General features: G+C 69.1%; 20 protein-coding genes and 2 rRNA genes. 7 read left to right on the top strand and 15 right to left on the bottom strand.

The window, feature by feature from the left end; genetic code table 11:
- Positions 1 to 49 precede the first annotated feature (49 nt).
- The gene (locus FR742_RS02125; RefSeq protein WP_148029336.1) at positions 50 to 1,696 is read left to right on the top strand and encodes an acetolactate synthase; all 1,647 of its coding nucleotides are present in this window, start codon (positions 50 to 52) and stop codon (positions 1,694 to 1,696) included.
- 7 nt (positions 1,697 to 1,703) lie between these two features.
- On the opposite strand, the gene FR742_RS02120 is transcribed toward FR742_RS02125, so the two are convergent.
- Complete coding sequence (locus tag FR742_RS02120) at positions 1,704 to 3,266, bottom strand: serine/threonine-protein kinase (protein WP_148029335.1); 1,563 nt, start codon at positions 3,264 to 3,266, stop codon at positions 1,704 to 1,706.
- A gap of 245 nt (positions 3,267 to 3,511) precedes the next feature.
- On the opposite strand from FR742_RS02120, the gene FR742_RS02115 reads away from it, so the two are divergent.
- Positions 3,512 to 3,892 carry a thioesterase family protein gene (locus FR742_RS02115; RefSeq protein ID WP_187280954.1) on the top strand — a complete coding sequence of 127 codons (381 nt, stop codon included), beginning with the start codon at positions 3,512 to 3,514 and terminating at the stop codon, positions 3,890 to 3,892.
- On the opposite strand, the gene FR742_RS02110 is transcribed toward FR742_RS02115, so the two are convergent.
- From FR742_RS02110 to FR742_RS02080, 7 genes are all read right to left on the bottom strand, one after another.
- Positions 3,882 to 4,094, bottom strand: a complete 213-nt coding sequence (locus tag FR742_RS02110) for a biotin/lipoyl-binding carrier protein (protein WP_148029334.1) — start codon at positions 4,092 to 4,094, stop codon at positions 3,882 to 3,884. The genes FR742_RS02115 and FR742_RS02110 overlap by 11 nt on opposite strands.
- A gap of 33 nt (positions 4,095 to 4,127) precedes the next feature.
- A complete protein-coding gene (locus FR742_RS02105; protein ID WP_222708816.1) occupies positions 4,128 to 5,498 on the bottom strand; it encodes an acetyl/propionyl/methylcrotonyl-CoA carboxylase subunit alpha in 1,371 nt (456 codons plus the stop codon).
- A gap of 133 nt (positions 5,499 to 5,631) precedes the next feature.
- A complete protein-coding gene (locus tag FR742_RS02100; protein WP_148029333.1) occupies positions 5,632 to 6,891 on the bottom strand; it encodes an HD-GYP domain-containing protein in 1,260 nt (419 codons plus the stop codon).
- A complete protein-coding gene (locus FR742_RS02095) occupies positions 6,888 to 8,243 on the bottom strand; it encodes an HD-GYP domain-containing protein (RefSeq protein WP_148029332.1) in 1,356 nt (451 codons plus the stop codon). Before FR742_RS02095 ends, FR742_RS02100 begins: the two co-directional genes overlap by 4 nt.
- A 225-nt stretch (positions 8,244 to 8,468) precedes the next feature.
- On the bottom strand, positions 8,469 to 9,407 hold the full coding sequence (locus FR742_RS02090; protein WP_148029331.1) for an NAD-dependent epimerase/dehydratase family protein: 939 nt from the start codon (positions 9,405 to 9,407) through the stop codon (positions 8,469 to 8,471).
- A 9-nt stretch (positions 9,408 to 9,416) separates the two neighbouring features.
- The gene (rsrA, locus tag FR742_RS02085) at positions 9,417 to 9,683 is read right to left on the bottom strand and encodes a mycothiol system anti-sigma-R factor (RefSeq protein ID WP_148029330.1); all 267 of its coding nucleotides are present in this window, start codon (positions 9,681 to 9,683) and stop codon (positions 9,417 to 9,419) included.
- Complete coding sequence (locus FR742_RS02080) at positions 9,680 to 10,285, bottom strand: sigma-70 family RNA polymerase sigma factor (protein WP_261808837.1); 606 nt, start codon at positions 10,283 to 10,285, stop codon at positions 9,680 to 9,682. The genes rsrA and FR742_RS02080 overlap by 4 nt, the downstream gene beginning before the upstream one ends.
- Before the next feature lie 233 nt (positions 10,286 to 10,518).
- Between FR742_RS02080 and FR742_RS02075 the strand changes: the two genes are divergently transcribed.
- The gene (locus FR742_RS02075) at positions 10,519 to 11,256 is read left to right on the top strand and encodes a class I SAM-dependent methyltransferase (RefSeq protein WP_148029329.1); all 738 of its coding nucleotides are present in this window, start codon (positions 10,519 to 10,521) and stop codon (positions 11,254 to 11,256) included.
- A gap of 4 nt (positions 11,257 to 11,260) precedes the next feature.
- On the opposite strand, the gene FR742_RS02070 is transcribed toward FR742_RS02075, so the two are convergent.
- Both FR742_RS02070 and FR742_RS02065 read right to left on the bottom strand, forming a co-directional pair.
- A complete protein-coding gene (locus FR742_RS02070) occupies positions 11,261 to 11,593 on the bottom strand; it encodes a TraR/DksA C4-type zinc finger protein (RefSeq protein WP_148029328.1) in 333 nt (110 codons plus the stop codon).
- A gap of 159 nt (positions 11,594 to 11,752) precedes the next feature.
- Positions 11,753 to 12,499, bottom strand: a complete 747-nt coding sequence (locus FR742_RS02065) for an SOS response-associated peptidase (protein ID WP_148029327.1) — start codon at positions 12,497 to 12,499, stop codon at positions 11,753 to 11,755.
- 93 nt (positions 12,500 to 12,592) lie between these two features.
- Between FR742_RS02065 and FR742_RS02060 the strand changes: the two genes are divergently transcribed.
- Genes FR742_RS02060 through rsgA form a run of 3 tightly spaced genes read left to right on the top strand, consistent with a single transcriptional unit; the run spans position 12,593 to position 15,651 of the window.
- Positions 12,593 to 13,240, top strand: a complete 648-nt coding sequence (locus FR742_RS02060; RefSeq protein ID WP_148029326.1) for a Uma2 family endonuclease — start codon at positions 12,593 to 12,595, stop codon at positions 13,238 to 13,240.
- A 28-nt stretch (positions 13,241 to 13,268) separates the two neighbouring features.
- Positions 13,269 to 14,558 carry a 3-phosphoshikimate 1-carboxyvinyltransferase gene (aroA, locus tag FR742_RS02055; protein ID WP_148029325.1) on the top strand — a complete coding sequence of 430 codons (1,290 nt, stop codon included), beginning with the start codon at positions 13,269 to 13,271 and terminating at the stop codon, positions 14,556 to 14,558.
- A gap of 34 nt (positions 14,559 to 14,592) precedes the next feature.
- Positions 14,593 to 15,651 (top strand): ribosome small subunit-dependent GTPase A, encoded by a 1,059-nt coding sequence (gene rsgA / locus FR742_RS02050; protein ID WP_261808317.1) that lies wholly within the window; start codon positions 14,593 to 14,595, stop codon positions 15,649 to 15,651.
- Between the two features lie 7 nt (positions 15,652 to 15,658).
- Here rsgA and FR742_RS02045 read toward each other — a convergent pair whose 3' ends face one another.
- Positions 15,659 to 16,102, bottom strand: coding sequence for a DUF4442 domain-containing protein (locus tag FR742_RS02045; RefSeq protein ID WP_148029324.1), 444 nt, complete (start codon positions 16,100 to 16,102; stop codon positions 15,659 to 15,661).
- Positions 16,103 to 16,202: 100 nt separating this feature from the next.
- On the opposite strand from FR742_RS02045, the gene hisN reads away from it, so the two are divergent.
- Positions 16,203 to 16,985 (top strand): histidinol-phosphatase, encoded by a 783-nt coding sequence (gene hisN / locus FR742_RS02040; RefSeq protein ID WP_148029323.1) that lies wholly within the window; start codon positions 16,203 to 16,205, stop codon positions 16,983 to 16,985.
- Here the strand turns inward: hisN and FR742_RS02035 are convergent.
- The 4 genes from FR742_RS02035 to FR742_RS02020 all read right to left on the bottom strand — a co-directional run bounded on the left by FR742_RS02035 (position 16,982) and on the right by FR742_RS02020 (position 21,684).
- The gene (locus tag FR742_RS02035) at positions 16,982 to 17,767 is read right to left on the bottom strand and encodes a fructosamine kinase family protein (protein WP_148029322.1); all 786 of its coding nucleotides are present in this window, start codon (positions 17,765 to 17,767) and stop codon (positions 16,982 to 16,984) included. The genes hisN and FR742_RS02035 overlap by 4 nt on opposite strands.
- Positions 17,754 to 18,236, bottom strand: coding sequence for a low molecular weight protein-tyrosine-phosphatase (locus tag FR742_RS02030; RefSeq protein ID WP_261808316.1), 483 nt, complete (start codon positions 18,234 to 18,236; stop codon positions 17,754 to 17,756). Before FR742_RS02030 ends, FR742_RS02035 begins: the two co-directional genes overlap by 14 nt.
- Positions 18,237 to 18,377: 141 nt before the next feature.
- Positions 18,378 to 18,494 (bottom strand): 5S ribosomal RNA (gene rrf, locus FR742_RS02025).
- Between the two features lie 82 nt (positions 18,495 to 18,576).
- Positions 18,577 to 21,684, bottom strand: a 23S ribosomal RNA gene (locus tag FR742_RS02020).
- Between the last annotated feature and the right edge of the window lie 162 nt (positions 21,685 to 21,846).

Genomic DNA, 21,846 nt, shown 5'->3' with positions numbered 1-21,846 from the left:
CCTCCTTGAAGGCTGTTTACTCATGTGACTCATTGGTAAGTTCCGGGCTATGGAGTCTGCGAAGCACGCCGGTGACGCCGCCGTCGCCGTGTCCAAGGCCTATGGTGTCGAGACCATGTTCACCCTCTCGGGAGGACATGTCTTCCCCCTGTACGACGGCGCCCAGCACGAGGGCATGCGCATCCTCGACGTGCGCCACGAACAGAGCGCGGTGTTCGCCGCGGAGGCCACCGCCCGCCTGACGAGGAAGCCCGGCCTGGCGGTGCTCACCGCGGGCCCCGGCATCACCAACGGCGTCAGCGGCGTGGCCACGGCCCACTTCAACGGCTCGCCGGTGGTCGTCATGGGCGGGCGGGCCCCCCAGTCCCGCTGGGGCAGCGGCGCCCTGCAGGAGATGGACCACCCGCCGCTGCTGGCCCCGATCACCAAGCTGGCGTTCACCTCCTCCGGCCCCGAGTCGACCGGCCAGGACGTCGAGATGGCCTTCCGCACGGCCGTGGCGCCGCACCGGGGGCCCGTCTTCCTCGACTTCTACATGGACCACCTGTTCTCGCCGTCGCCGGTGCACGAGCCGCAGACGCAGACGCCCTCGCCGCTGGAGCCTGACCCCGACGACCTGCGCGCCATCGCCCGGCTGCTGGCCGAGGCCGAGCGCCCGGTCCTGGTGTACGGGTCCGACGTGTGGATGGACCGGGCCGAGGAGGCCGCCCGCGACTTCGCCGAGGCGTGGCGGCTGCCGGTCATCCCCAACGGCCAGGGCCGCGGCATCCTGCCGGCCGGCCACGAGCTGCTCGTCACCCGCGCCCGCGGCCAGGCGTTCGCCAAGGCCGATCTGGTCGTCGTGATCGGCACCCCGCTCGACTTCCGGCTCGGCTACGGCTGGTTCGGCGGCAAGGACGGCGCGCCGCTGGCCAAGGTGGTGCACATCACCGACGCCCCGTCCCACCTGGTCACCCACATGTCCCCGGCCGCCTCCACCGCCGGCGACCTGTCCGTGGTGCTGTGGAGCCTCGGCGACGCCTGCGGCGAGGCGGGCGTCAAGCCCTCCCGCTACGCCGCCTGGCTGTCCACGCTCGCCGACACCGCCTCCGCGGCCATCGCCGGCGACGCCGAACTGCTGGCCGCCGACACCGACCCGATCCATCCCATGCGCATCTACGGCGAGCTGGGCAAGGTCCTCGCCGACGACGCGGTGGTCATCGGCGACGGCGGCGATTTCGTCTCCTACGCCGGCAAGTACGTCGAGCCCCGGCAGCCGGGCAACTGGCTCGACCCCGGCCCGTACGGCTGCCTCGGCACCGGGCTCGGCTACGCCATCGCCGCCCGCCTGGCCCGCCCGTCCTCCCAGGTGGTGTTGCTGCTCGGCGACGGCGCCGCGGGCTTCTCGCTGATGGACGTCGACACGCTCGTACGGCACCGCCTGCCGGTCGTCATGATCTGCGGCAACAACGGCATCTGGGGCCTGGAGAAGCACCCGATGCAGCTGCTCTACGGCTACGACGTGGCGGCCGAGCTGCAGCCGCAGTGTCGCTACGACCAGGTGGTGACGGCGCTGGGCGGCGGCGGCGAGCTGGTCACCCACCCGTCGGAGATCGGGCCCGCGCTGCGCCGCGCGTTCGACTCCGGCATCCCGTACATGGTGAACATCGCCACCGACCCGGAGATCGCCTACCCGCGCAACACCACGGGGGTGTGAGGGCCTATCAGTTCTTGGGGACCGGCGTGACCGTGGGGCTCGGAGTGGACGAGGCGCAGGGGTCGATCGGGATGAGGACGACCTTGACCACCTTCCCCACGATGAGCTCCTCCCCGCCGTCCGGCCAGCTCTGCGCGACCTTCAGGCACTCCTCCTTGACCTTGCCGCCGGTCTGGTCGTCGGCGAAGATCTTGAACCCGGAGGCGCTGAGCATGGACTTCGCCTGCGGATACGGCAGGTCGACCACGTAGGGCACGGGCTTCTTGGGCTTGGGAGCCGTCGGGGTGGTAGAGGGCGTCTTGGACGGCGTCGCCGTAGGGGTCGCCGTGGGAGTGGGGGACTGCGACGGCTTCGTCTCCTCGGGCGTCGGCGTCGTCTCCGGGCGGACCGGCGTCTCCGTCGTCGGAGTGGGCCTGGGCTTGGGCGGCTTCGTGGTGGTCTTGGCGGGGGTCGGCTCGTCGGTGACCTCGGCCGGCTGGCTCATCGCCACCTTGTCCGGGTCGGGCGGCGGCACCGTCTCGCCGCTCATGTTGGTCAGCGCGACCGCGCCCGCGCCCACCCCGACCACCACGGCCGCGGCCAGTGCGGCCACCAGACCGCCCCGTCGGGGCGCCTTGGCCGCGGCGCGGCGGCTCTGCCGCGGCCCCGCCACCGTGGTCGCCTCGGGGGCCTGCATGGCGCCCGTCTGATAGGACGCCACCGGCGGGGGCATGGTGGCGCCCGTCGACGGCATGGACGGCTGGGCGGGCGGCAGCTGGCCGGCGGCGATCATGCGCGCCGCCTCGCTCATCGCCCGGGCGCTCGGGAAGCGCCGCGCGGGGTCCTTGGACAGCGCCTGCTCCACCAGCGCGCGCACCGGCGGCGGGATGTCGGGAGGCAGCGGCGGAGGCGCCTCCCTGATGTGCTTGAGCGCGATCGTGACAGGGCTGTCGCCGTCGAACGGCCGCTGCCCTGCCAGGCACTCGTAGGCGACCACGCCGAGCGCGTAGATGTCGACCGCGGGTGTGACCGGGGCGCCCTCGGCCTGCTCGGGCGCGCAGTAGGCGGCGGTGCCGAGCACCATGCCGGCGTCGGTGAGCCGGTTGCCCAGGTCGGAGCGGGCGATCCCGAAGTCGGTGAGCACGAGCGTGCCGTCGCGCTGCACGAGCAGGTTGCCCGGCTTCACGTCGCGGTGCACGATGCCCTGGTCGTGGACGGCCTGCAGGGCGGACGCGGCCTGCGCGATCAGCTCCATGGCCGGCTGGGGGGCGATCCGGCCCAGGCGGGTGAGCAGCCGGTCGAGCGGCTCGCCGTCGACGAACTTCATCACCAGGTAGACGGTGTCGCCGCTCACGCCGTAGTCGTAGACGTCGACGACCCCGGAGTGGTTGATCGTGGCCATCGCCCTGGCCTCGGCCTGGAAACGGGCCAGGAACCCGGGGTCTTGCATGCGGCCCGGAAGCAGCACCTTTACGGCGACGGTCCGGGCCAGGACGGTGTCCTCGCCGCGCCAGACCTCGCCCATGCCGCCCGCGCCGATGCGGGTATCCAGACGATACCGCCCGGCCAGCGTCGTCCCTTGGGCCACCATGACTTCCCCCGCTACCCCTCTACCTCTCGAACCTCGCCCACCCCAGGGTTCTCCAACAAAGCGGACTTGTGTCGCGGTGAGGTAACACAGAGGTCACGGAACTTCGAGAGAGTACGACTCACCCTTCTCACACGCCACACAAATGCCATAAGCCGTACAAACCCTATCCTGCGGCCTCGGGGTCATGCTTGTCCCCGTTTTGCACCAGATCTCGATGCCCGTAGTCGACTACTAGGCTTGGACACATGACGCTCGCTCCAGGTCTGCGCGCCCAGCTGATGATCATGGTCGAGGTGGAGGACACCGCGACGAAGATCGGCAGCGGCGACGTGCCCGTGCTCGCCACACCGCGCCTGCTGGCCCTCGCCGAGCAGGCCACCGTGCGGGCCGTCTTCGACCACCTGGAGCCGGGCCAGACCTCCGTGGGCACCCGCGCCGAGCTGGAGCACCTGGCGGCCAGCCCGGTCGGCACCCACGTCGAGATCGAGACCGAGCTGACCGCGGTCGACGGCAGGCGGCTGACCTTCGGCTTCCTCGCCCGCGACAGGCACGCGGTCGTCGCCCGCGGCACGATCGAGCGGGTCGTGGTCGACCGCGACAGGTTCATGAGCCGCGTCACTCGATGACGGCGATCAGGTCGCCTTCCTGGATCACGTCGCCCTCGGCCACCTTCAGCCGGACCACCACGCCGTCGTCCTCGGCGAGCACCGGGATCTCCATCTTCATCGACTCGAGAATGACCAGCGTGTCGCCGTCGGAGACCGCATCGCCCTCCTTGACGACCACCTTCCAGACGTTCGCCACCATCTCCGCACGGACCTCAGCCACCGCGACTCCCTTCGAGGAAATGATCCAACAATGTCACGCGGGCCTGCCGCCGCGCATCCGCGCCACCAGACCCGTGTCGTAGTCACCCTTGACGAACTCGCGGTGCTCCAGCAGCTCCGCGCAGAACGCCAGGTTGTTCTTGGGACCCTCGACGGTGAAGCTCGCCACCGCCTTGCGGGCCCGCTCCAGCGCCTCGGTACGGGTCGGCGCGTGCACGCACAGCTTGGCCATGAGCGGGTCGTAGAACGGGGTCACCGTGTCACCGGCCGCGTAGCCGGAGTCGACCCGCACCCCGTCGCCGGTCGGCTCGTCCCACACGGTGATCGTGCCGGGCCCGGGGAAGAAGCGCTTCGGGTCCTCGGCGTAGACGCGGAACTCGATCGCGTGCCCGGCCGTCGCCGTCGTCACCTCGGGACACTCCCCCGCCGCGACCCGCAGCTGCAGCTCCACCAGGTCGAGCCCGGTGACCAGCTCGGTGACCGGATGCTCCACCTGGAGCCGGGTGTTCATCTCCAGGAAGACGAAGTCCTGCGCGTCGGCGTCGACCAGGCACTCGACGGTGCCTGCGCCGAGGTAGCCGACCGCCTCCCCGGCCCGCACGGCCGCCGCGAGCATGCGCTCGCGCAGCTCGGGGGTGAGCCCGGGTGACGGCGACTCCTCCACCACCTTCTGGTGGCGGCGCTGCACCGAGCAGTCGCGCTCGCCCAGCGCCACGACCTTGCCGCCGGGCAGGCCCAGGATCTGCACCTCGACGTGGCGGGCCCGCTCGATGTAGCGCTCCAGCAGAATGGCCGGCCCGTCCGGCGCGTCGCCCGCCGCGAACCGCGCGGCCGCCCTGGACGCCTGCTCGAACGCCTTGGCCAGCTCGCTCTCGTCGCGCGCCACGCTCATGCCGATCCCGCCGCCGCCCCCGGCGGTCTTGACCATCACCGGGTAGCCGATGCTCCGGGCGGCCTCCAGCGCCAGGTCGAGGTCGGTGGCGGGCTCGCGGGTGCCGGCCGCGACCGGCACGCCGGCCGCCTCCATCAGGTTGCGCGCGTTGATCTTGTCGCCCATCCGGTCGATCGCCTCGGGCGACGGCCCGACCCAGACCAGCCCGGCGTCGATCACGGCCTGCGCGAACCGGGCGTTCTCCGCCAGGAACCCGTAACCGGGGTGGACGGCGCGGGCTCCGGTCGCCCTGGCCGCCTCCAGCACCTTGGCCGTGTCGAGATAGCTCTGCGCGGGCGCGGCCGGGCCGATCAGCACCGCCTCGTCGGCCTCACGCACGAACGGCAACCCCACGTCCGCCTCCGAGTGGACCGCCACCGCCCGCAGCCCCAGCCGCTTGACGGTACGGATGATCCGGCGGGCGATCTCTCCCCGGTTGGCGACCAGAACAGGCCCCAGCGACTCAGTCAGCACGGAGCAACCCTACGGCTCCCGCACCCCTGATCCCTTTCCCTCGACACCACCGATCCGGACAACCGGTTCTGTAGGATTCCTACAATGGTGAGCTCACGGAAACCCGCTAGCGGCCCGGCTCACTGCGCGACCCCTACAGCCGCAGCAGCAGGCGGCCCGCCACGCGGGCCAGCGCCTCGACCGCGTCGGCATCGTACGCGACCCCCGCGCCCAGCCTCAGCCGTTCCAGCGCGGCGCTCGCCCGGTCGCGGTCGGTCGACCCGCCCAGCAGGTCGTCGTAGGCGTTGACGACCTTGATGATGCGGCTGGCCAGCGGAGGGTCCTCGCTCACCGGGTCGCACTGGCGGCTCACCAGGTCGGCCACCCGGTCCAGCACCCCTGTCTGCCTGATCACCTCGGCGCCCAGCTCGGCGATGCGCCGGGCCTGGTCGGGCTCGGCGAGCACAGTGGCGCCGCCGGGGATGGGGTCGCGCAGCGAGAGCTGGCCGATGTCGTGCATCAGCGCGGCGTACTCGAGCTCCAGCAGCTCCGGCTCGGCCATGCCCAGCTCCCTGCCGACGGCCACGGCCAGGCGGCTCACCCTGCGCGAGTGGCCCGGCTCGACGTAGCCGCCGACCTCGGTGACCCTGGACAGGGCGCGCACGGTCTGCAGGTAGGTGGCGCGGATCCCGGCGTACTTGCGGAAGGCCACCTGGGTGACCAGCAGCGGGGCCGCGAACACGAGCAGCGCCACGAGGTCCATGCTGTGCGTGGCGAGCGCCAGCAGCACCCCGGAGGAGGCCACCGCGGCGCCGAGCGGGAAGGCGACGTTGAGCTCGTCGCGCAGCGCCACCCGGAACGCCGTGCGCACCTGCTCCGCCCTGAGCATGGCCGCGATCAGCATGTCGATCAGCAGCATCAGGCCGATCAGCACCACCATCACGCCGAGCGCCGGCCACCAGGTGCCGCCCTCGCCCTGGGTCAGCCAGTAGAGCGGATCGGCGAGCGGTCTGAAGGCGGCGGCCAGCAGCGCGCCGGTGAGCAGGCGGCGGGCCATCGCGTCGAGCCGGGGAGGACGGCCGACCGCCAGGTGGGGCAGCGCGCCCGCGATCATGCCGACCGCGATCACCGCCACGACCTGGAGCGCGGAGTGGTGCAGCTGGACCTGGCTGAGGTCGAGCAGCAGCGTGTAGCCGAGCGCGGCGGCGGCCCCGATCGGGGCGACCTCCCGGTTGCCCGGCATGGTGAGCCTGGCCAGCTCGCCGGCCGCGATCAGCGCGCCGAACCCGACGGCGATCTCCGGCCGGTCGAGCCCTTCGGCCGAGACATGGGCGATGCCCGCCAGAGCCACGGCGCCCGCGGTGCAGATGAGCAGCAGCTGGCCCGTGCGGAGCCGCCGGAGGGCGCGGGTCACTGCCCGGTCACCACTTGGATGGGCATGGTGGGGTCGTCGTGGTCCTTCGTGGGGGTCTCGGCGGCGTCGGGCGGCGGCAGGTCGACGCGGCGCGGCGGCTGCCACGGCTCGCGCTCCAGCGCCCGCACGAACGCCGCCACCATCACCGGGTCGAACTGGGTGCCCGCCCCCTTGCGCAGCTCCTCCACGGCCACGCTGACGGGCCGCGCGCCGCGGTAGGAGCGGACGGAGGTCATCGAGTCGAACGCGTCGGCCACCGCGATGATCCGGGCGAACTCCGGGATCTCGTCGCCGGCCAGCCCCATCGGGTAGCCCTTGCCGTCGTGGCGCTCGTGGTGGTGCATGATCCCGGCGAACGCCTCGTCGAGGAAGTCGATGCCCTGCACGATCTCCAGGCCGCGCATCGGGTGGAGCTGGATCGCGGCGAACTCCTCCTCGGTGAGCGGCCCGTCCTTCTGCAGCACCTTGGTCGGCACGCCGAGCTTGCCCACGTCGTGCAGCATGCCCGCGTAGCGGATGGCGCGCATCCGCTCCACGCCCATGCCGACCTCCTCGGCGATCATGCCGGACGCCAGCGACACCCGGGTGCAGTGGCCTCGGGTGTAGTAGTCCTTGGTCTCCACCGCCTGGCACAGCGCCGCGATCGTCGCGTCGTACGAGCGCTGCTGCGCGTGATACTGGCCGAACGCCCAGCGCGCCACGAACAGCGGCACCAGCACCAGCACCGCCGAGATCGACTGGATGGTCGCCCACAGGCCCGCCACCAGCAACCCGAACGTGCCGTAGCCGAAGTAGGACAGCAGGAACTGGGCCAGCCCGCGCAACGGCATCTCGACCGGCCTGACGCGGGTCGCCAGCCGGACCATGGTGAGCGTGAGCAGGATGTTGAGCGGCACGAACACCGCGGTGGCGCCGACGTACGGGCCGATGAGGTCGTCGAACTCGTGGACCTCCGGCACGCCGATCGCGCCGCCGAGCCAGACGTAGACGAAGCCGGCCGCGTAGCCGCAGATGGCGAACTGCGCCCCGTTGAAGACGCGCTTGATGAGCGGCAGCCCGGGCCGCACGCTCAGCATGGCGGTCAGCCCCACCAGGGCCGCACCCTCGGGCCCGATCAGCACCACGGCGGCCAGCGCCGCCGAGAAGCTGACCGACACCGCGAAATGCTCCACGGTCAGCAACGTCGGCATCGACTCGCACACCAGGAACAGGAGCATGAGCACGAGCAGGACGTCGAGCTTGCCCGCGACGGCCGAGCCCTCGGGCGCGACGGCGCTCCACCCGACGAGCCCGGCCACCGCGCCGATCAGGGCGACCAGGTAGACCCTCGCGGGCCACGGCAGATCACGCATTGCGGCCCCCAACGCACGTTCAGGTCCAGGAAACCCCGGGGGGCGTGGCCATGCCCACCAGGAACGCGGCCACGGGGGTGATGAGCACGACGGCCGTGAACAGCCGGGCGATCAGTGGCTTCAACATGCGCTGGCCTCCACGTCGATTTCTGGGGCTCACGCTACATAAGACGGCGCCCGCAAACCGGCCGAGTCACGAATCGCAAGCAAAGTGTAATCGAACAACTACCTGCGGCGACTTCTGGCCCATTCGACCGTGTTCTTCACGCCTGTGGACAAATCAACGCGCGGCTCCCAGCCGAGGCCCTCATAGGCGGGCACCGGGTCGACGGCCATGGCCGGCAGGTCGCCGGGCCGCGGCGGGGCGAAGCCCGGCTTGTCGGGCGCGCCGGCCGCGTCGGCGATCAGCGAGTGAAGCCTGCGGTCGGTGGTCTGGATGCCGGTGCCGAGGTTGAACCGGCGGCCGTCGCCGGCGGAGCCGCACGCCCGGACGAAGCCCTCCACGACGTCGTCGACGTAGACGTAGTCGCGGGTCTGCGTGCCGTCGCCGTAGACGACCGTGGGAGTGCCGCCGAGCAGCGCGTCGGTGAAGATCGACACCACTCCCGCCTCGCCTTCGGGCGACTGGCGCGGCCCGTAGACGTTGGCCAGCACGAGCGTGGTGTATTCCATGCCGTACAGGCCGCGGAAGGCGGCGAGATAGGTCTCGCCGCTGAGCTTGGATGCGGCGTAAGGAGAGCGCGGGTCGGTGGGGGCGCCGGCCGGCACGGGGATCGTCTGCGGCCTGCCGTAGACCGCGACGGACGAGGCGAACACCACCTTGCGCGCGCCGCCCTCACGCGCGGCGGTGAGCACGGCGGCGGTGCCGGTGACGTTGAGACTGGCGTCGAGCACCGGGTCGGCGACGCTCTTGCGCACGCTGATCTGCGCGGCGAGATGGCAGACGACCTCCGGCCTCAGCTCGGCGGCCAGGGCGACCAGAGCGGGGTCGCGGATGTCGAGCTCATGCAGCCGGAGCCGGCCGGTCCCGGTCGCCTGGGCGAGGTTGTCGCGGCCGCCCGAGGACAGGTCGTCGACGACGGCGACCTCATGCCCTTCGGCGAGCAGACGGTCGACGAGATTGGATCCGATGAACCCGGCACCCCCGGTGACAAGCACGCGCATGGGGAGATCCTAGTCGGACAGCTCGGCCCTCACCCGTGCGATACGCGCCAGCACTTTGTCGCGCAGGTCGTCGGGGACCGGATCGCAGCCGCACTTCTTGGCGACGAGCTGCTTGATCGCCTTGTCGAGGTCGTACTCCTCCAGGCAGGGGCCGCACTCGTCGAGATGCACGCGGATGTCGGCGACATCTCCGGCGGTCAGCTCGCCGTCGAGGTACTCGTAGACCCTGTCGAGCACCTCGCGACAGTCGGTCTCATGCGGCTTGCCACAGCTCATTTCGATCCCTCCGTCGGGACCAGGCCCCGCTCACGAGCGTAATCCTCCAGAAGACCGCGCAACTGTCTGCGCCCGCGATGGAGCCTTGACATCACGGTGCCGATCGGAGTGCCCATGATGTCGGCGATCTCCTTGTAAGGAAAGCCCTCGACGTCGGCGAGGTAGACAGCGATCCGGAAGTCTTCGGGCAGCGCGGCCAAGGCCTCCTTGACGTCGCCGTCGGGGAGGTGCTCGAGCGCCTCGACCTCAGCCGACTTCAGCCCGCTGGAGGTGTGGGAGCCGGCCCGCATGAGCTGCCAGTCTTCGATCTCCTCGGTGCCGGCCTGCTTGGGCTCGCGCTGCTTCTTGCGGTAATTGTTGATGAAAGTATTGGTGAGGATACGGTAGAGCCACGCCTTGAGGTTGGTGCCTTCCTGGAACTGGTGGAAGGACGCGAACGCCTTGGCGAAGGTCTCCTGCAGCAGGTCCTCGGCGTCGGCGGGGTTCCGGGTCATCCGGAGCGCGGCCGAATAGAGCTGCTCGAGGTAAGGCATGACATCACGCTCGAACCGCTCGCCCCGCTGTTCCAGAGTCTCCGCGCCTGTCGCGGGCACCGGACCCACCCCCCTAAGATCACCGGTGACCAGCTGTGGCGGGACACCGTACTCAGGGGAGGATACCCGTTCGCCGGTGACCGGGCGGTCACCGGGGAGGGCGTCGAGCAAAGTGAGCATGCTCCTCGCAACACGCCCGTGTCTTCGTCTGTTCCCGCAAGATAGAAGGTGACGAACAACCCGGTGCGGGGAAAACCATACGTACCGGCTGGTAGCCATTTTCCGGAACCCAGGAGTCGCGCGTGCTGCCCATTCCGGCCGAGGAACTCAACGGCTCAGGAACGCTGGGGCCGTACTGGACCTTTTACCACGCCGTCGTCGCCGAACAGCTCAGCAGATGGCTCCCCGCCCAGCCCTCGGTCGTCCTCGACCTGTCCGGCGGCCGCGGCCGGTGGTCCAGCCAGGCCGCCCGGGCGGGTCACCGGGTGATCGAGGTGCTCGACTTCCGCCGGACCTCCGAGGGCGTCCGGCTGCGGGAGGCGGGGCTGGTCCGCCACGTGCGCGCCGACGACCTGTCCTTCCTGCCCGACGAGAGCGTCGACGCGGTGGTCGCCGAGGAACGCGCGATGTCGATCGAGCTGATGGCCGAGTCGGCGATGAGCGACGTGGCCCGCGTGCTCAAGCCCGGCGGGCGCGCCCTGGTGTGCGTCGACTCGCTGGTGCTGGGCATGGCGATCCTGGCCGAGCAGGGCCAGTGGCAACACCTGCGGCAGACCGGCGAGGTCATGCTGGTGCCGTGGCCCGACGGCAGCATCACGCGCTGCTTCAGCAGCACGCAGCTGCGCGAGCTGCTCATGGGCGCCGGCCTCGACGTCGAGTGGGTGCGTCCGCGCACGGTGCTGTCGCCCTCGACGGTCGACCACGTGCTCGGCTCCGACACGCGCACCCTGTCCTACCTGGTGCGCACCGAGCTCGACGCGCGTCCGGACGAGGACGACACGGTCGGCATCCACCTGGTGGCCAGCGCCCGCAAGATCTGAGCGGTCAGCGCCTGCGCTCGCGCTTGCCCTGGCACTGCACGCACCGCGACGCCTCCGGGCGGGCCTCCAGCCTGCCCTCGGGCACCAGCGCGCCGCAGTCGACGCACCGTCCGTAGGTGCCTTCGTCCAGCCTCTTGATGGCGTCGACCACCGCCCTGCGCTGCGTCGTCGCGACGGTCAGCATCGCCCTGGCGCGATCGGCGTCGGTCAGGTCGGAGCCCGCGTCGGCGGCTGAGTACTCCCGGATCGCCACCGGGTCGCCCTGCAGCACCCCGATCGAACGGTCGAGTTCGGCGAGCATGTCTTCCAGTCGCTCACGAGCGGTCGCGGCGTCCACGGATCCGCACCTCCGGGAAAGTGAGGGCAACCCGCGACGGGAGCTCCCCGGTAATCCCGCGCGGTGCGATTGAGGGGGCATTTGATAAGCAGTGACACCGCGTACACGCATGCCATTGCTTTCCTCACCGGATGCCCGCTTCACACGCTCCTTACACCTTCAGAAAAGCGCGCTTTCCCCCTCCTCCGGAAGCGGCTCGACGAGGCCGGGGCCGTTGTTCCTGACGTTGTTGACGTCGGTGCCGACGGGGTGGGCGGTGAGCCTGCCCGGCTGGGCCGGCACCAGCAGCCGCTGCGCCTGCTCCGTGTCGGTGACCTTCGGGTCGAGCCACTCGCCCCAGCGCTCACGCTCGATCATCATCGGCATGCGGTCGTGGATGCGGCCCAGCTCGTCCTCCGCGTCCGTGGTGATCACCGTGCAGGTGACGAGCCACTTCAGCGGGTCGTCGTCGGCGCGGTTCGGGTCCTTCCAGAACTCGTACAGCCCTGCCATCGCCAGGACCCCGCCGTCGGACGGATGGATGAAGTACGGCTGTTTCTTCTTCTTGTCGCCCTCGACCGGCATCCACTCGTAGTAGCCGTCGGCGGGCAGCAGACAGCGCCGCTTGGCGAACGCCTGCCGGTAGGACGGCTTCTCCGCCAGCGTCTCCGCCCTGGCGTTGATCATCCGCGACCCGACGGACGGGTCCTTGGCCCACGCCGGCACCAGCCCCCACTTGACCACCCGCAGCTGCCGCACCGCCCGCTCGGCGTCCTTCGGCACGCGGCTCAGGACGGCGTAGACGTTCTTGGTCGGCGCCACGTTGTAGTCGGCGCCGAGCTCCTTCTCAGGGTCGGCGTCCTGCTCCACCTGGAACTCCTCGAGGAGCTGGTGCTTGTCGCGCGCCGACGCGTATCTCCCGCACATTCCTCCACACTGCCACGTCCGTCATTCGCTCGCGTGTACGAGTCGCATGCGCAATACTCTGAGTATCGAAGAGAACACGAAGGGATACGGACGATGGTGACGACTTCTCGCAAGACTCACGGATGCCCCGCTCCGTCTCCCGAGCCGGAGGTGTCCGCCACGACCGGCGAAGTCCCGCCCGCCCCCGCGGGCGAAAACGAGCTCACGACCCTTCGCGACGTCTACGACGCCCTGGTCGGCCGCACGAAGATGCGCGCCGAGATCATCGACGGAAGGTTGATAGTGAGCCCCCTAGGCACCTTTGAACATCAGGACATGGCGACCACCCTCGCCGTCGTTCTGCGCCCCCACGCCGTCGCACGCGGCTGGAAAGCCGTCGCCGGCCTCGGGATCTGCACGGACGGGACACGTGACCCGTACGAGCCGGACGTCGCGGTGTACCCACCCGACGCGCCCCGCTGGGGAGCCCGCGAGGTGTACGCGAGCGGGCTCGTCATGGCGGGCGAGGTCGTCTCGGCCAGCAGCGTCGGCGACGACCGCGACCACAAGCCCGGCATTTACGCGACCGCCCGCGTCCCGATCTACCTGCTCATCGACCCCGTCTCGGAGCCCGCCCGGGTCACCGTGTTCAGCGAGCCGAAGGACGGGCGCTACACGATCTCCACCAGCGTCGACCTGGGCAAGGAGATCCACCTCCCCGACCCCGTCGACTTCCTGCTCGACACCGCCGTCTTCCTGTGACGGCGCGGCGGGCCAGTAGGCTTTGAGCATGCCTGACGCCCACTGGTCCGCCCCGCACGCCGACGCTCCCGTCTCGGCGTCCGTCTCGCTGCCCGGCTCGAAGTCGGTGACCAACCGGGCGCTGGTGCTCGCCGCACTCGCCGACGGTCCCTGTGTCGTACGCCGCGCGCTGCGCAGCCGCGACGCCGACCTGATGGCCGGGGCGCTGCGGGCCCTCGGCGCCACGCTCACCGCGTCGGCCGAGACCGCCTCCAGCGTCGACTACACGGTCACGCCGGGGCCGATCCGCGGCGGCGCGCGCATCGACGCCGGGCTGGCCGGCACCGTCATGCGGTTCGTGCCGCCGGTGGCCGCCCTCGCCGACGGCCCGGTGGTGTTCGACGGCGACCCCCACGCGCGCAAGCGCCCGATGGGCCCGATCCTCGACGCGCTGCGGGCGCTCGGCGCGCGGGTCGACGGCGACGCGCTGCCGTTCACCGTCCACGGGCCGCTCACCGGCGGCGAGGTGACGGTCGACGCCTCGGCCTCGTCCCAGTTCGTCTCGGGCCTGCTGCTGGCGGCCGCCCGGTTCGAGAAGGGGGTGGCGGTCCGCCATGTCGGCCCGCCGGTCCCCTCGCAGCCGCACATCCAGATGACCGTCCACATGCTCCGCACCGCAGGCGTCCGGGTCGACGACCACGAGCCCGACGTGTGGCGCGTCGAGCCGGGGCCGATCGCGGCCCGCGAGTGGGTGGTGGAGCCCGACCTGTCCAACGCGGCGCCGTTCCTGGCCGCCGCCCTCGTCACGGGCGGCACGGTGACGGTCCCCGGCTGGCCGCTGGAGACCACCCAGCCGGGCGACACGCTGCGCGACCTGCTCGCCCGGATGGGCGGCGACGTCCGTCTGGAGTCCTCCTCAGGCGACGTCGCCGACCTCGTCGTGAGCGGCACGGGAGAGATCGCCGGGATCGACGCCGACCTGCGCGAGGTGGGCGAGCTGACCCCGACCGTCGCCGCGCTGGCCGCGCTCGCCGGCACGCCGAGCCGCCTGCGCGGGATCGCCCATCTGCGCGGTCACGAGACCAACCGGCTCGCCGCGCTCGTCACCGAGATCAACCGGCTCGGCGGCGACGCCGAGGAGACCGCCGACGGGCTCGTCGTCCGTCCCCGCCCGCTGCGCGGCGGCCTCTTCCACAGCTACGACGACCACCGCATGGCCACGGCCGGCGCGGTGATCGGCCTGGCCGTTCCCGGCGTCGAGGTGGAGAACATCGCGACGACGGGTAAGACCCTTCCGGAGTTCGCCGACATGTGGGCCGCCATGCTGGGCGACCGGTGACCGCCATGCGCGGATACCTCCCCCTTCCCGGGGTATGCGGCCCCTCTGGACGAGCCAGCGAGGTCATAGGAGTGGACCGCTGAGAAGGCGGGAGTACGACGAGGACGACGTACGGGTCAGGCCGGGCAAGGGCTCCAGGCCGCGGACCCGCATCCGCCCTGCCCACGACGACGCGGAGCAGGGCTTCGTGGTGGCGGTCGACCGGGGCCGCTACACGACACTGGTGGAGGCCAGGCGCAAGCAGCAGCGCCGCCTGGTGGTGGCCATGAAGGCGCGCGAGCTGGGCCGCAAGGGCATCGTGGTCGGCGACCGGGTGGCGCTCGTGGGCGACGTCTCCGGCCGGCCCGACACGCTGGCCAGGGTCGTCCGGGTGGAGCCGCGCACGTCCATGCTGCGGCGCTCGGCCGACGACACCGAAGACACCGACGGCATCGAGCGGCCGGTGGTGGCCAACGCCGACCAGCTCGTCATCGTGACGGCGCTGGCCGATCCGCCGCCCCGGCCGCGCATGATCGACCGCATCCTGGTGGCGGCGTTCGACGCGGAGATCGACCCGCTGCTCTGCCTGACCAAGTCCGACCTGGCGCCGCCGGACGACCTGGTGGCCCAGTACGCCCCGCTGGGGGTGCCGCACGTCGTCGTCCACCGGGGCGGCTCGCTGGACGAGCTGCGCGACCACCTCAAGGGGCGCATCAGCGTGCTGGTCGGGCATTCAGGGGTGGGCAAGTCGACGCTGGTCAACGTGCTCGTCCCCGACGCGAACCGAGCCGTGTCGCAGGTGAACGCCGTGACCGGGCGCGGCCGCCACACCTCCACCTCGGCCGTCGCCCTCGAACTGCCCGAAGGCGGGTGGATCATCGACACGCCCGGTGTCCGCAGCTTCGGCCTGGCCCACGTGTCGGTGGAGACGGTCCTGGCCGCCTTCCCCGACCTGGTGGAGGGCACGGTCAAGTGTCCCAAGGGCTGCACCCACCTGACGGAGGGCTGCGCCCTGGACGCCTGGGTGGCCGCCGGTCACGCCGACACGGCCCGCCTGCGCTCCCTCCGCCGCCTCCTGGCCAGCCGGGAAGGCGCGCTCGACGACAGCCCCTGACCCGACCTCAGCGGGAAGGGCGCAGGGTCCAGGAGACGGTGAGGGTGGCCACCACCGTGCCTTCCTCGTTCCGTACCTCGACCTCGACGTCGAACTCCGGCCGCTCACCGGCGTCCAGCCGCCCCACCACCTCCTCGCGCGCGGCCAGCAGCCGCGCCGACGCCACGATCTCGCCCTTGGCCAGCTTGAGGTAGCGGACGGTCGACGCGGTAGCCAGGGGGACCGCCCGATTGAGCTGGTCGCCGAAGGCCGTGAGCATGGCGGCGCCGGACGCCGACTCGGCCAGGGTGAACAAGGCGCCCGCGTGCGGACCGCCGACATGGTTGTGCAGGTCGGACCGGTCCGGCAGGCGGCAGACGGCGCGCCCGTCGGCGGCGGAGTCGAAGGTGATGCCGAGAGTGCGGGCGAAGGGCACGGTCTGGAGCAGCAGATCGCCGACGTCAAGTGACATGCCCGCATGCTACTAGCCGGTAACCGAAAACCGGGCTTATCAGAAAAGCCGCCGCGGGTGACTGCTGTTCGGCACAGGCGGCACGGTAGCGTGACACTTCGTGCAGGGATACCACGATGACCTCCGTCTCGCCCACGTCATGGCCGACGCCGCCGACGACCTGACGATGCGGCGCTTCAAGGCGGTCGACCTCAAGGTCGAGACCAAGCCGGACCTCACCCCGGTCAGCGACGCCGACCGCGCCGTCGAGGAGTCGATCCGCGGCACGCTGCGCCGCGCCAGGCCGCGCGACGCGGTGGTGGGTGAGGAGTTCGGCAAGACCGGCTGGGGGGCCAGGTCGTGGATCGTCGATCCCATCGACGGCACCAAGAACTACGTGCGCGGGGTCCCCGTCTGGGCGACGCTGATCGCGCTCATGGAGTACGGCAAGGTCGTGGTCGGCCTGGTGTCGGCCCCGGCGCTGGGCCGGCGCTGGTGGGCGGCGACCGACGGCGGCGCGTGGACCGGCAGGAGCCTGACGAAGGCGACCCGGATGCGCGTGTCGTCCGTCTCCAGCCTCGGCGACGCGTCCTTCTCCTACTCCAGCTTCAGCGGCTGGGAGAAGACCGGCCGCCTCGACGGCTTCCTCGACCTGGGCCGCTCCTGCTGGCGCACTCGCGCGTACGGTGACTTCTGGTCGCACATGATGGTGGCCGAAGGCTCGGTGGACCTGTCGGCCGAGCCGGAGCTGTCGCCGTGGGACATGGCGGCGCTCACGGTCATCGTCGAGGAGGCGGGCGGTCGCTGGACCGACACGGCGGGCGTGCGCGGCCTGGAGGGCGGCAGCCTGGTGTGCACCAACGGCCTCCTGCACGACGAGGTCATCAGCCGGCTCAACTCCTAGAGCGCCAGCACCTTCGCCACGGCGTCCATCAGGCTGCCGTGGTACGCGCCGCCGAACAGCACCACGTGCACGAGCAGCGGATGCAGCTGGTGCAGCGGGACCCGTTCGCGCCAGCCGTCCCCAAGCGGGGCCTCCTCCTGGTACGCGCCCAGGATCCGGTCCAGGTACGGCGCCCCGAACAGCGCGAGCATGGCCAGGTCGGTCTCCCGGTGGCCGCCGTGGGCCGCGGGGTCGACCAGCACGACCCGGCCGCCCGACCACAGCAGGTTGCCGCTCCACAGGTCGCCGTGGATGCGGGCGGGCGGCTCCGGCTCCCCGGCGACCTCGGCGAACCGCGCCACCGCCCGCTCGACGAGCGCCAGGTCACGGGACGGCAGCCGGGCCGTCATGGCGAACGGCAGCACCCGCCGCTCCGCGTAGAAGGTCGGCCAGTCGCCGGCGGGCGTGTTGTCCATCGGCAGTTCCGCGATGAACCCCGGCCAGGGCGCGCCGAAGGCGTCCGCCCCGGCCCGGTGCATGAGCGCCAGGTCGCGGCCGAAGCGCTCGGCCGCGGCGGCGCTCGGCGGCTCCTCGTCCACCCACGACAGGACCAGCCGATCCGCACCGGCCTCGATCACCTCGGGTACGGCGATGACCTCGCCCAGCCAGCGCAGCCCGGCCGCCTCGGAGGCGAAGACCGGCGAACGGGCTCCCGTCTTGGCGAACACCACGCGGCCGTCGTCGAGCACGCCCCGCTGCAGCCGCCAGCCGTGGGACGTGCCCAGGTCCTCAGTCGATCTCATCGGCGATGTGCTTGGCGATGCCCACGGACGCGGCCTCCACCAGGGTAAGCACCTCGACGAACCCTTCATCGCCGCCGTAGTACGGGTCGGGCACCTCGGCGCCGGCAGGCGCGTCAGGGTCGAAGGAACGGAACAGCCGCACCTCCACGCCGGAGGACGCCATCCGGCTGAGGAACGCCCGGTTGTCGCGATCCATGGCCAGCACCAGGTCGTAGCGGTCGAACCAGTCGGCGGTGAACTGCTGGGCGACGTGCTCGGATCCGTCGTACCCGTGAGCGGCGAGCACCCGCAGCGCCCGCTCGTCCATCGGCCCACCGGCGTGCCAGCCGCCGGTGCCAGCGCTCTCCACGATCACCTGTTCGCCCAGCCCGTGACCGTCCAGCACCTTGCGGAGCACGGTCGCGGCCATCGGGGAGCGGCAGATGTTGCCCATGCAGACCACGCACACGCGGTAAGTCACTGAAGTCATACCTCCATCATGGGGCCGGTCCGGAGTGCCGGTCGTCCGTTCGCCCTCGCGGAGCCGGAACGTACCGGTGTGATCGCGGTGGCCCCGAAAACAAGAAAAGCCCCGAAGCCGTAGCCTCGGGGCCTTTCCCATATGAAAATTGTCCGGCGGTGACCTACTCTCCCACACCCTCCCGAGTGCAGTACCATCGGCGCAGAGAAGCTTAACTTCCGGGTTCGGAATGTAACCGGGTGTTTCCTTCCCGCCATAACCGCCGTAACCCTCCGAAACACACAAACCACAGGGTTTGCTGTCTCAGAATTGCCTAGTGGACGCGAGCAAAACTCAAAAAGAACGCTTTGTGGTCAAGTCCTCGGCCTATTAGTACCGGTCAGCTCCACACGTTACCGCGCTTCCACCTCCGGCCTATCAACCCGGTCGTCTACCGGGAGCCTTACCCCTTCACAGGGTGGGAGACCTCATCTCAAGGCAAGCTTCCCGCTTAGATGCTTTCAGCGGTTATCCCTCCCGAACGTAGCCAACCAGCCATGCACCTGGCGATACAACTGGCACACCAGAGGTTCGTCCGTCCCGGTCCTCTCGTACTAGGGACAGCCCCTTTCAAGTCTCCTGCGCGCGCAGCGGATAGGGACCGAACTGTCTCGCGACGTTCTAAACCCAGCTCGCGTACCGCTTTAATGGGCGAACAGCCCAACCCTTGGGACCTACTCCAGCCCCAGGATGCGACGAGCCGACATCGAGGTGCCAAACCATCCCGTCGATATGGACTCTTGGGGAAGATCAGCCTGTTATCCCCGGGGTACCTTTTAGCCGTTGAGCGACACCGCTTCCACACGCCGATGCCGGATCACTAGTCCCAGCTTTCGCTCCTGCTCGACCCGTCAGTCTCACAGTCAAGCTCCCTTGTGCACTTACACTCAACACCTGATTGCCAACCAGGCTGAGGGAACCTTTGGGCGCCTCCGTTACCCTTTAGGAGGCAACCGCCCCAGTTAAACTACCCACCAGACACTGTCCCCGATCCGGATCACGGACCAGAGTTAGACATTCAAAACGACCAGAGTGGTATTTCACCAATGACTCCACCCGAACTAGCGTCCGAGCTTCCCAGTCTCCCACCTATCCTACACAAGACGCTCCAAACACCAATGTCAAGCTGTAGTGAAGGTCCCGGGGTCTTTCCGTCCTGCTGCGCGAAACGAGCATCTTTACTCGTAGTGCAATTTCGCCGGGTCTGCGGTTGAGACAGCGGGGAAGTCGTTACGCCATTCGTGCAGGTCGGAACTTACCCGACAAGGAATTTCGCTACCTTAGGATGGTTATAGTTACCACCGCCGTTTACCGGCGCTTAAGTTCTCACCTTCGCCAACCCGAAAGTCAGCTAAGCGGTCCCCTTAACGTTCCGGCACCGGGCAGGCGTCAGTCCGTATACATCGTCTTACGACTTCGCACGGACCTGTGTTTTTAGTAAACAGTCGCTTCCCCCTGGCCACTGCGACCCCCACCAGCTCCCACCGCAAGGGCGTTCACCAGCAGAGGTCCCCCTTCTCCCGAAGTTACGGGGGCAATTTGCCGAGTTCCTTAACCACAGTTCACCCGATCGCCTTGGTATTCTCTACCTGACCACCTGAGTCGGTTTAGGGTACGGGCCGCCACAACACTCACTAGAGGCTTTTCTCGGCAGCATAGGATCATCCACTTCGCCACAATCGGCTCGGCATCACATCTCAGACACATGGAACGCGGATTTGCCTACGTCCCGTCCTACATGCTTACCCCAGGACAACCATCGCCTGGGCTGGACTACCTTCCTGCGTCACCCCATCGCTTACCTACTACCACATCAGGTCGAGCGTTCGGCCTAACACCCGCCCCGAAGGGCCGGCTGACTTAAGGACTCTTAGTATCAATGGGTTCAGTATGGGCGCATTGAAGCGGGTACGGGAATATCAACCCGTTGTCCATCGACTACGCCTGTCGGCCTCGCCTTAGGTCCCGACTTACCCTGGGCGGATTAACCTGCCCCAGGAACCCTTGGTCATCCGGCGCGAGGGTTTCTCACCCTCGATTCGCTACTCATGCCTGCATTCTCACTCGCACAGCCTCCACCACTCGATCACTCGGCGGCTTCACCGGCTGCACGACGCTCCCCTACCCACCAACAAGACTCACGTCCCATCAGTGCCACGACTTCGGCGGTGTACTTGAGCCCCGCTACATTGTCGGCGCAGAATCACTTGACCAGTGAGCTATTACGCACTCTTTCAAGGATGGCTGCTTCTAAGCCAACCTCCTGGTTGTCTCTGCGACTCCACATCCTTTCCCACTTAGCACACGCTTAGGGGCCTTAGTCGGTGATCTGGGCTGTTTCCCTCTCGACTACGAACCTTATCGCCCGCAGTCTCACTGCCACGCTCTCACTTACCGGCATTCGGAGTTTGGCTGACGTCAGTAACCTTGTCGGGCCCATCGGCCATCCAGTGCTCTACCTCCGGCAAGAAACACGTGACGCTGCACCTAAATGCATTTCGGGGAGAACCAGCTATCACGAAGTTTGATTGGCCTTTCACCCCTACACACAGATCATCCCCCAGGTTTTCAACCCTGGTGGGTTCGGTCCTCCACCCAGTCTTACCTGAGCTTCAACCTGCCCATGCGTAGATCACTTCGCTTCGGGTCTACAGCATGCGACTCAAACGCCCTCTTCAGACTCGCTTTCGCTACGGCTCCCCCACACGGGTTAACCTCGCCACACACCATAACTCGCAGGCTCATTCTTCAAAAGGCACGCAGTCACATCACACACGTCCGAAGACGTGTAAGCTCCTACGGCTTGTAGGCACACGGTTTCAGGTACTCTTTCACGACCCCTCACCGGGGCACTTTTCACCTTTCCCTCACGGTACTCGTGCACTATCGGTCACCAGGGAGTATTTAGGCTTACCAGGTGGTCCTGGCAGATTCACACAGGATTTCTCGGGCCCCGTGCTACTTGGGATCCCCTCCAGCAGTCGACAAGGTTTCGCCTACCCGGCTCTCACGGTCTACGGCAGCCCTTCCCAGAGCTTTCGACTACCCCATCGATTTCTCACTGCTCGAAATCCCGGCAGAGACTTCAAGAAGGTCCCACAACCCCGGACATGCAACGCCTGCCGGCTATCACACACGCCCGGTTTAGCCTCCTCCGCTTTCGCTCACCACTACTCACGGAATCACTCTTGTTTTCTCTTCCTACGGGTACTGAGATGTTTCACTTCCCCGCGTTACCACCAACCGCCCTATACATTCAGGCGGAGGCAACACCACATGACTGGTGCTAGGTTTCCCCATTCGGACATCCCCGGATCAACGTCTGGTTGGCGACTCCCCGAGGCTTAACGCAGCCTCCCACGTCCTTCATCGGCTCCTGATGCCAAGGCATCCACCGTGTGCCCTTAAAAACTTGGCCACAAAGATGCTCGCGTCCACTATGCAAATCTCAAACAACAAACAGCAACCACGCCCACACCCCGAATACCAGGATGCTTCGATGGTCCTGTGCTGAGGTCCCACAGACAGGCGGGCCCACCCGACGGGCAGGCCCAGCTGGTCCGTTTCCTCAGGACCCAAC

It is taken from the genome of Nonomuraea sp. C10, from assembly GCF_008017515.1.
In the GTDB taxonomy this organism is placed as follows: domain Bacteria; phylum Actinomycetota; class Actinomycetes; order Streptosporangiales; family Streptosporangiaceae; genus Nonomuraea; species Nonomuraea ferruginea.
This window is presented reverse-complemented; position numbering and strand designations above follow the sequence as displayed.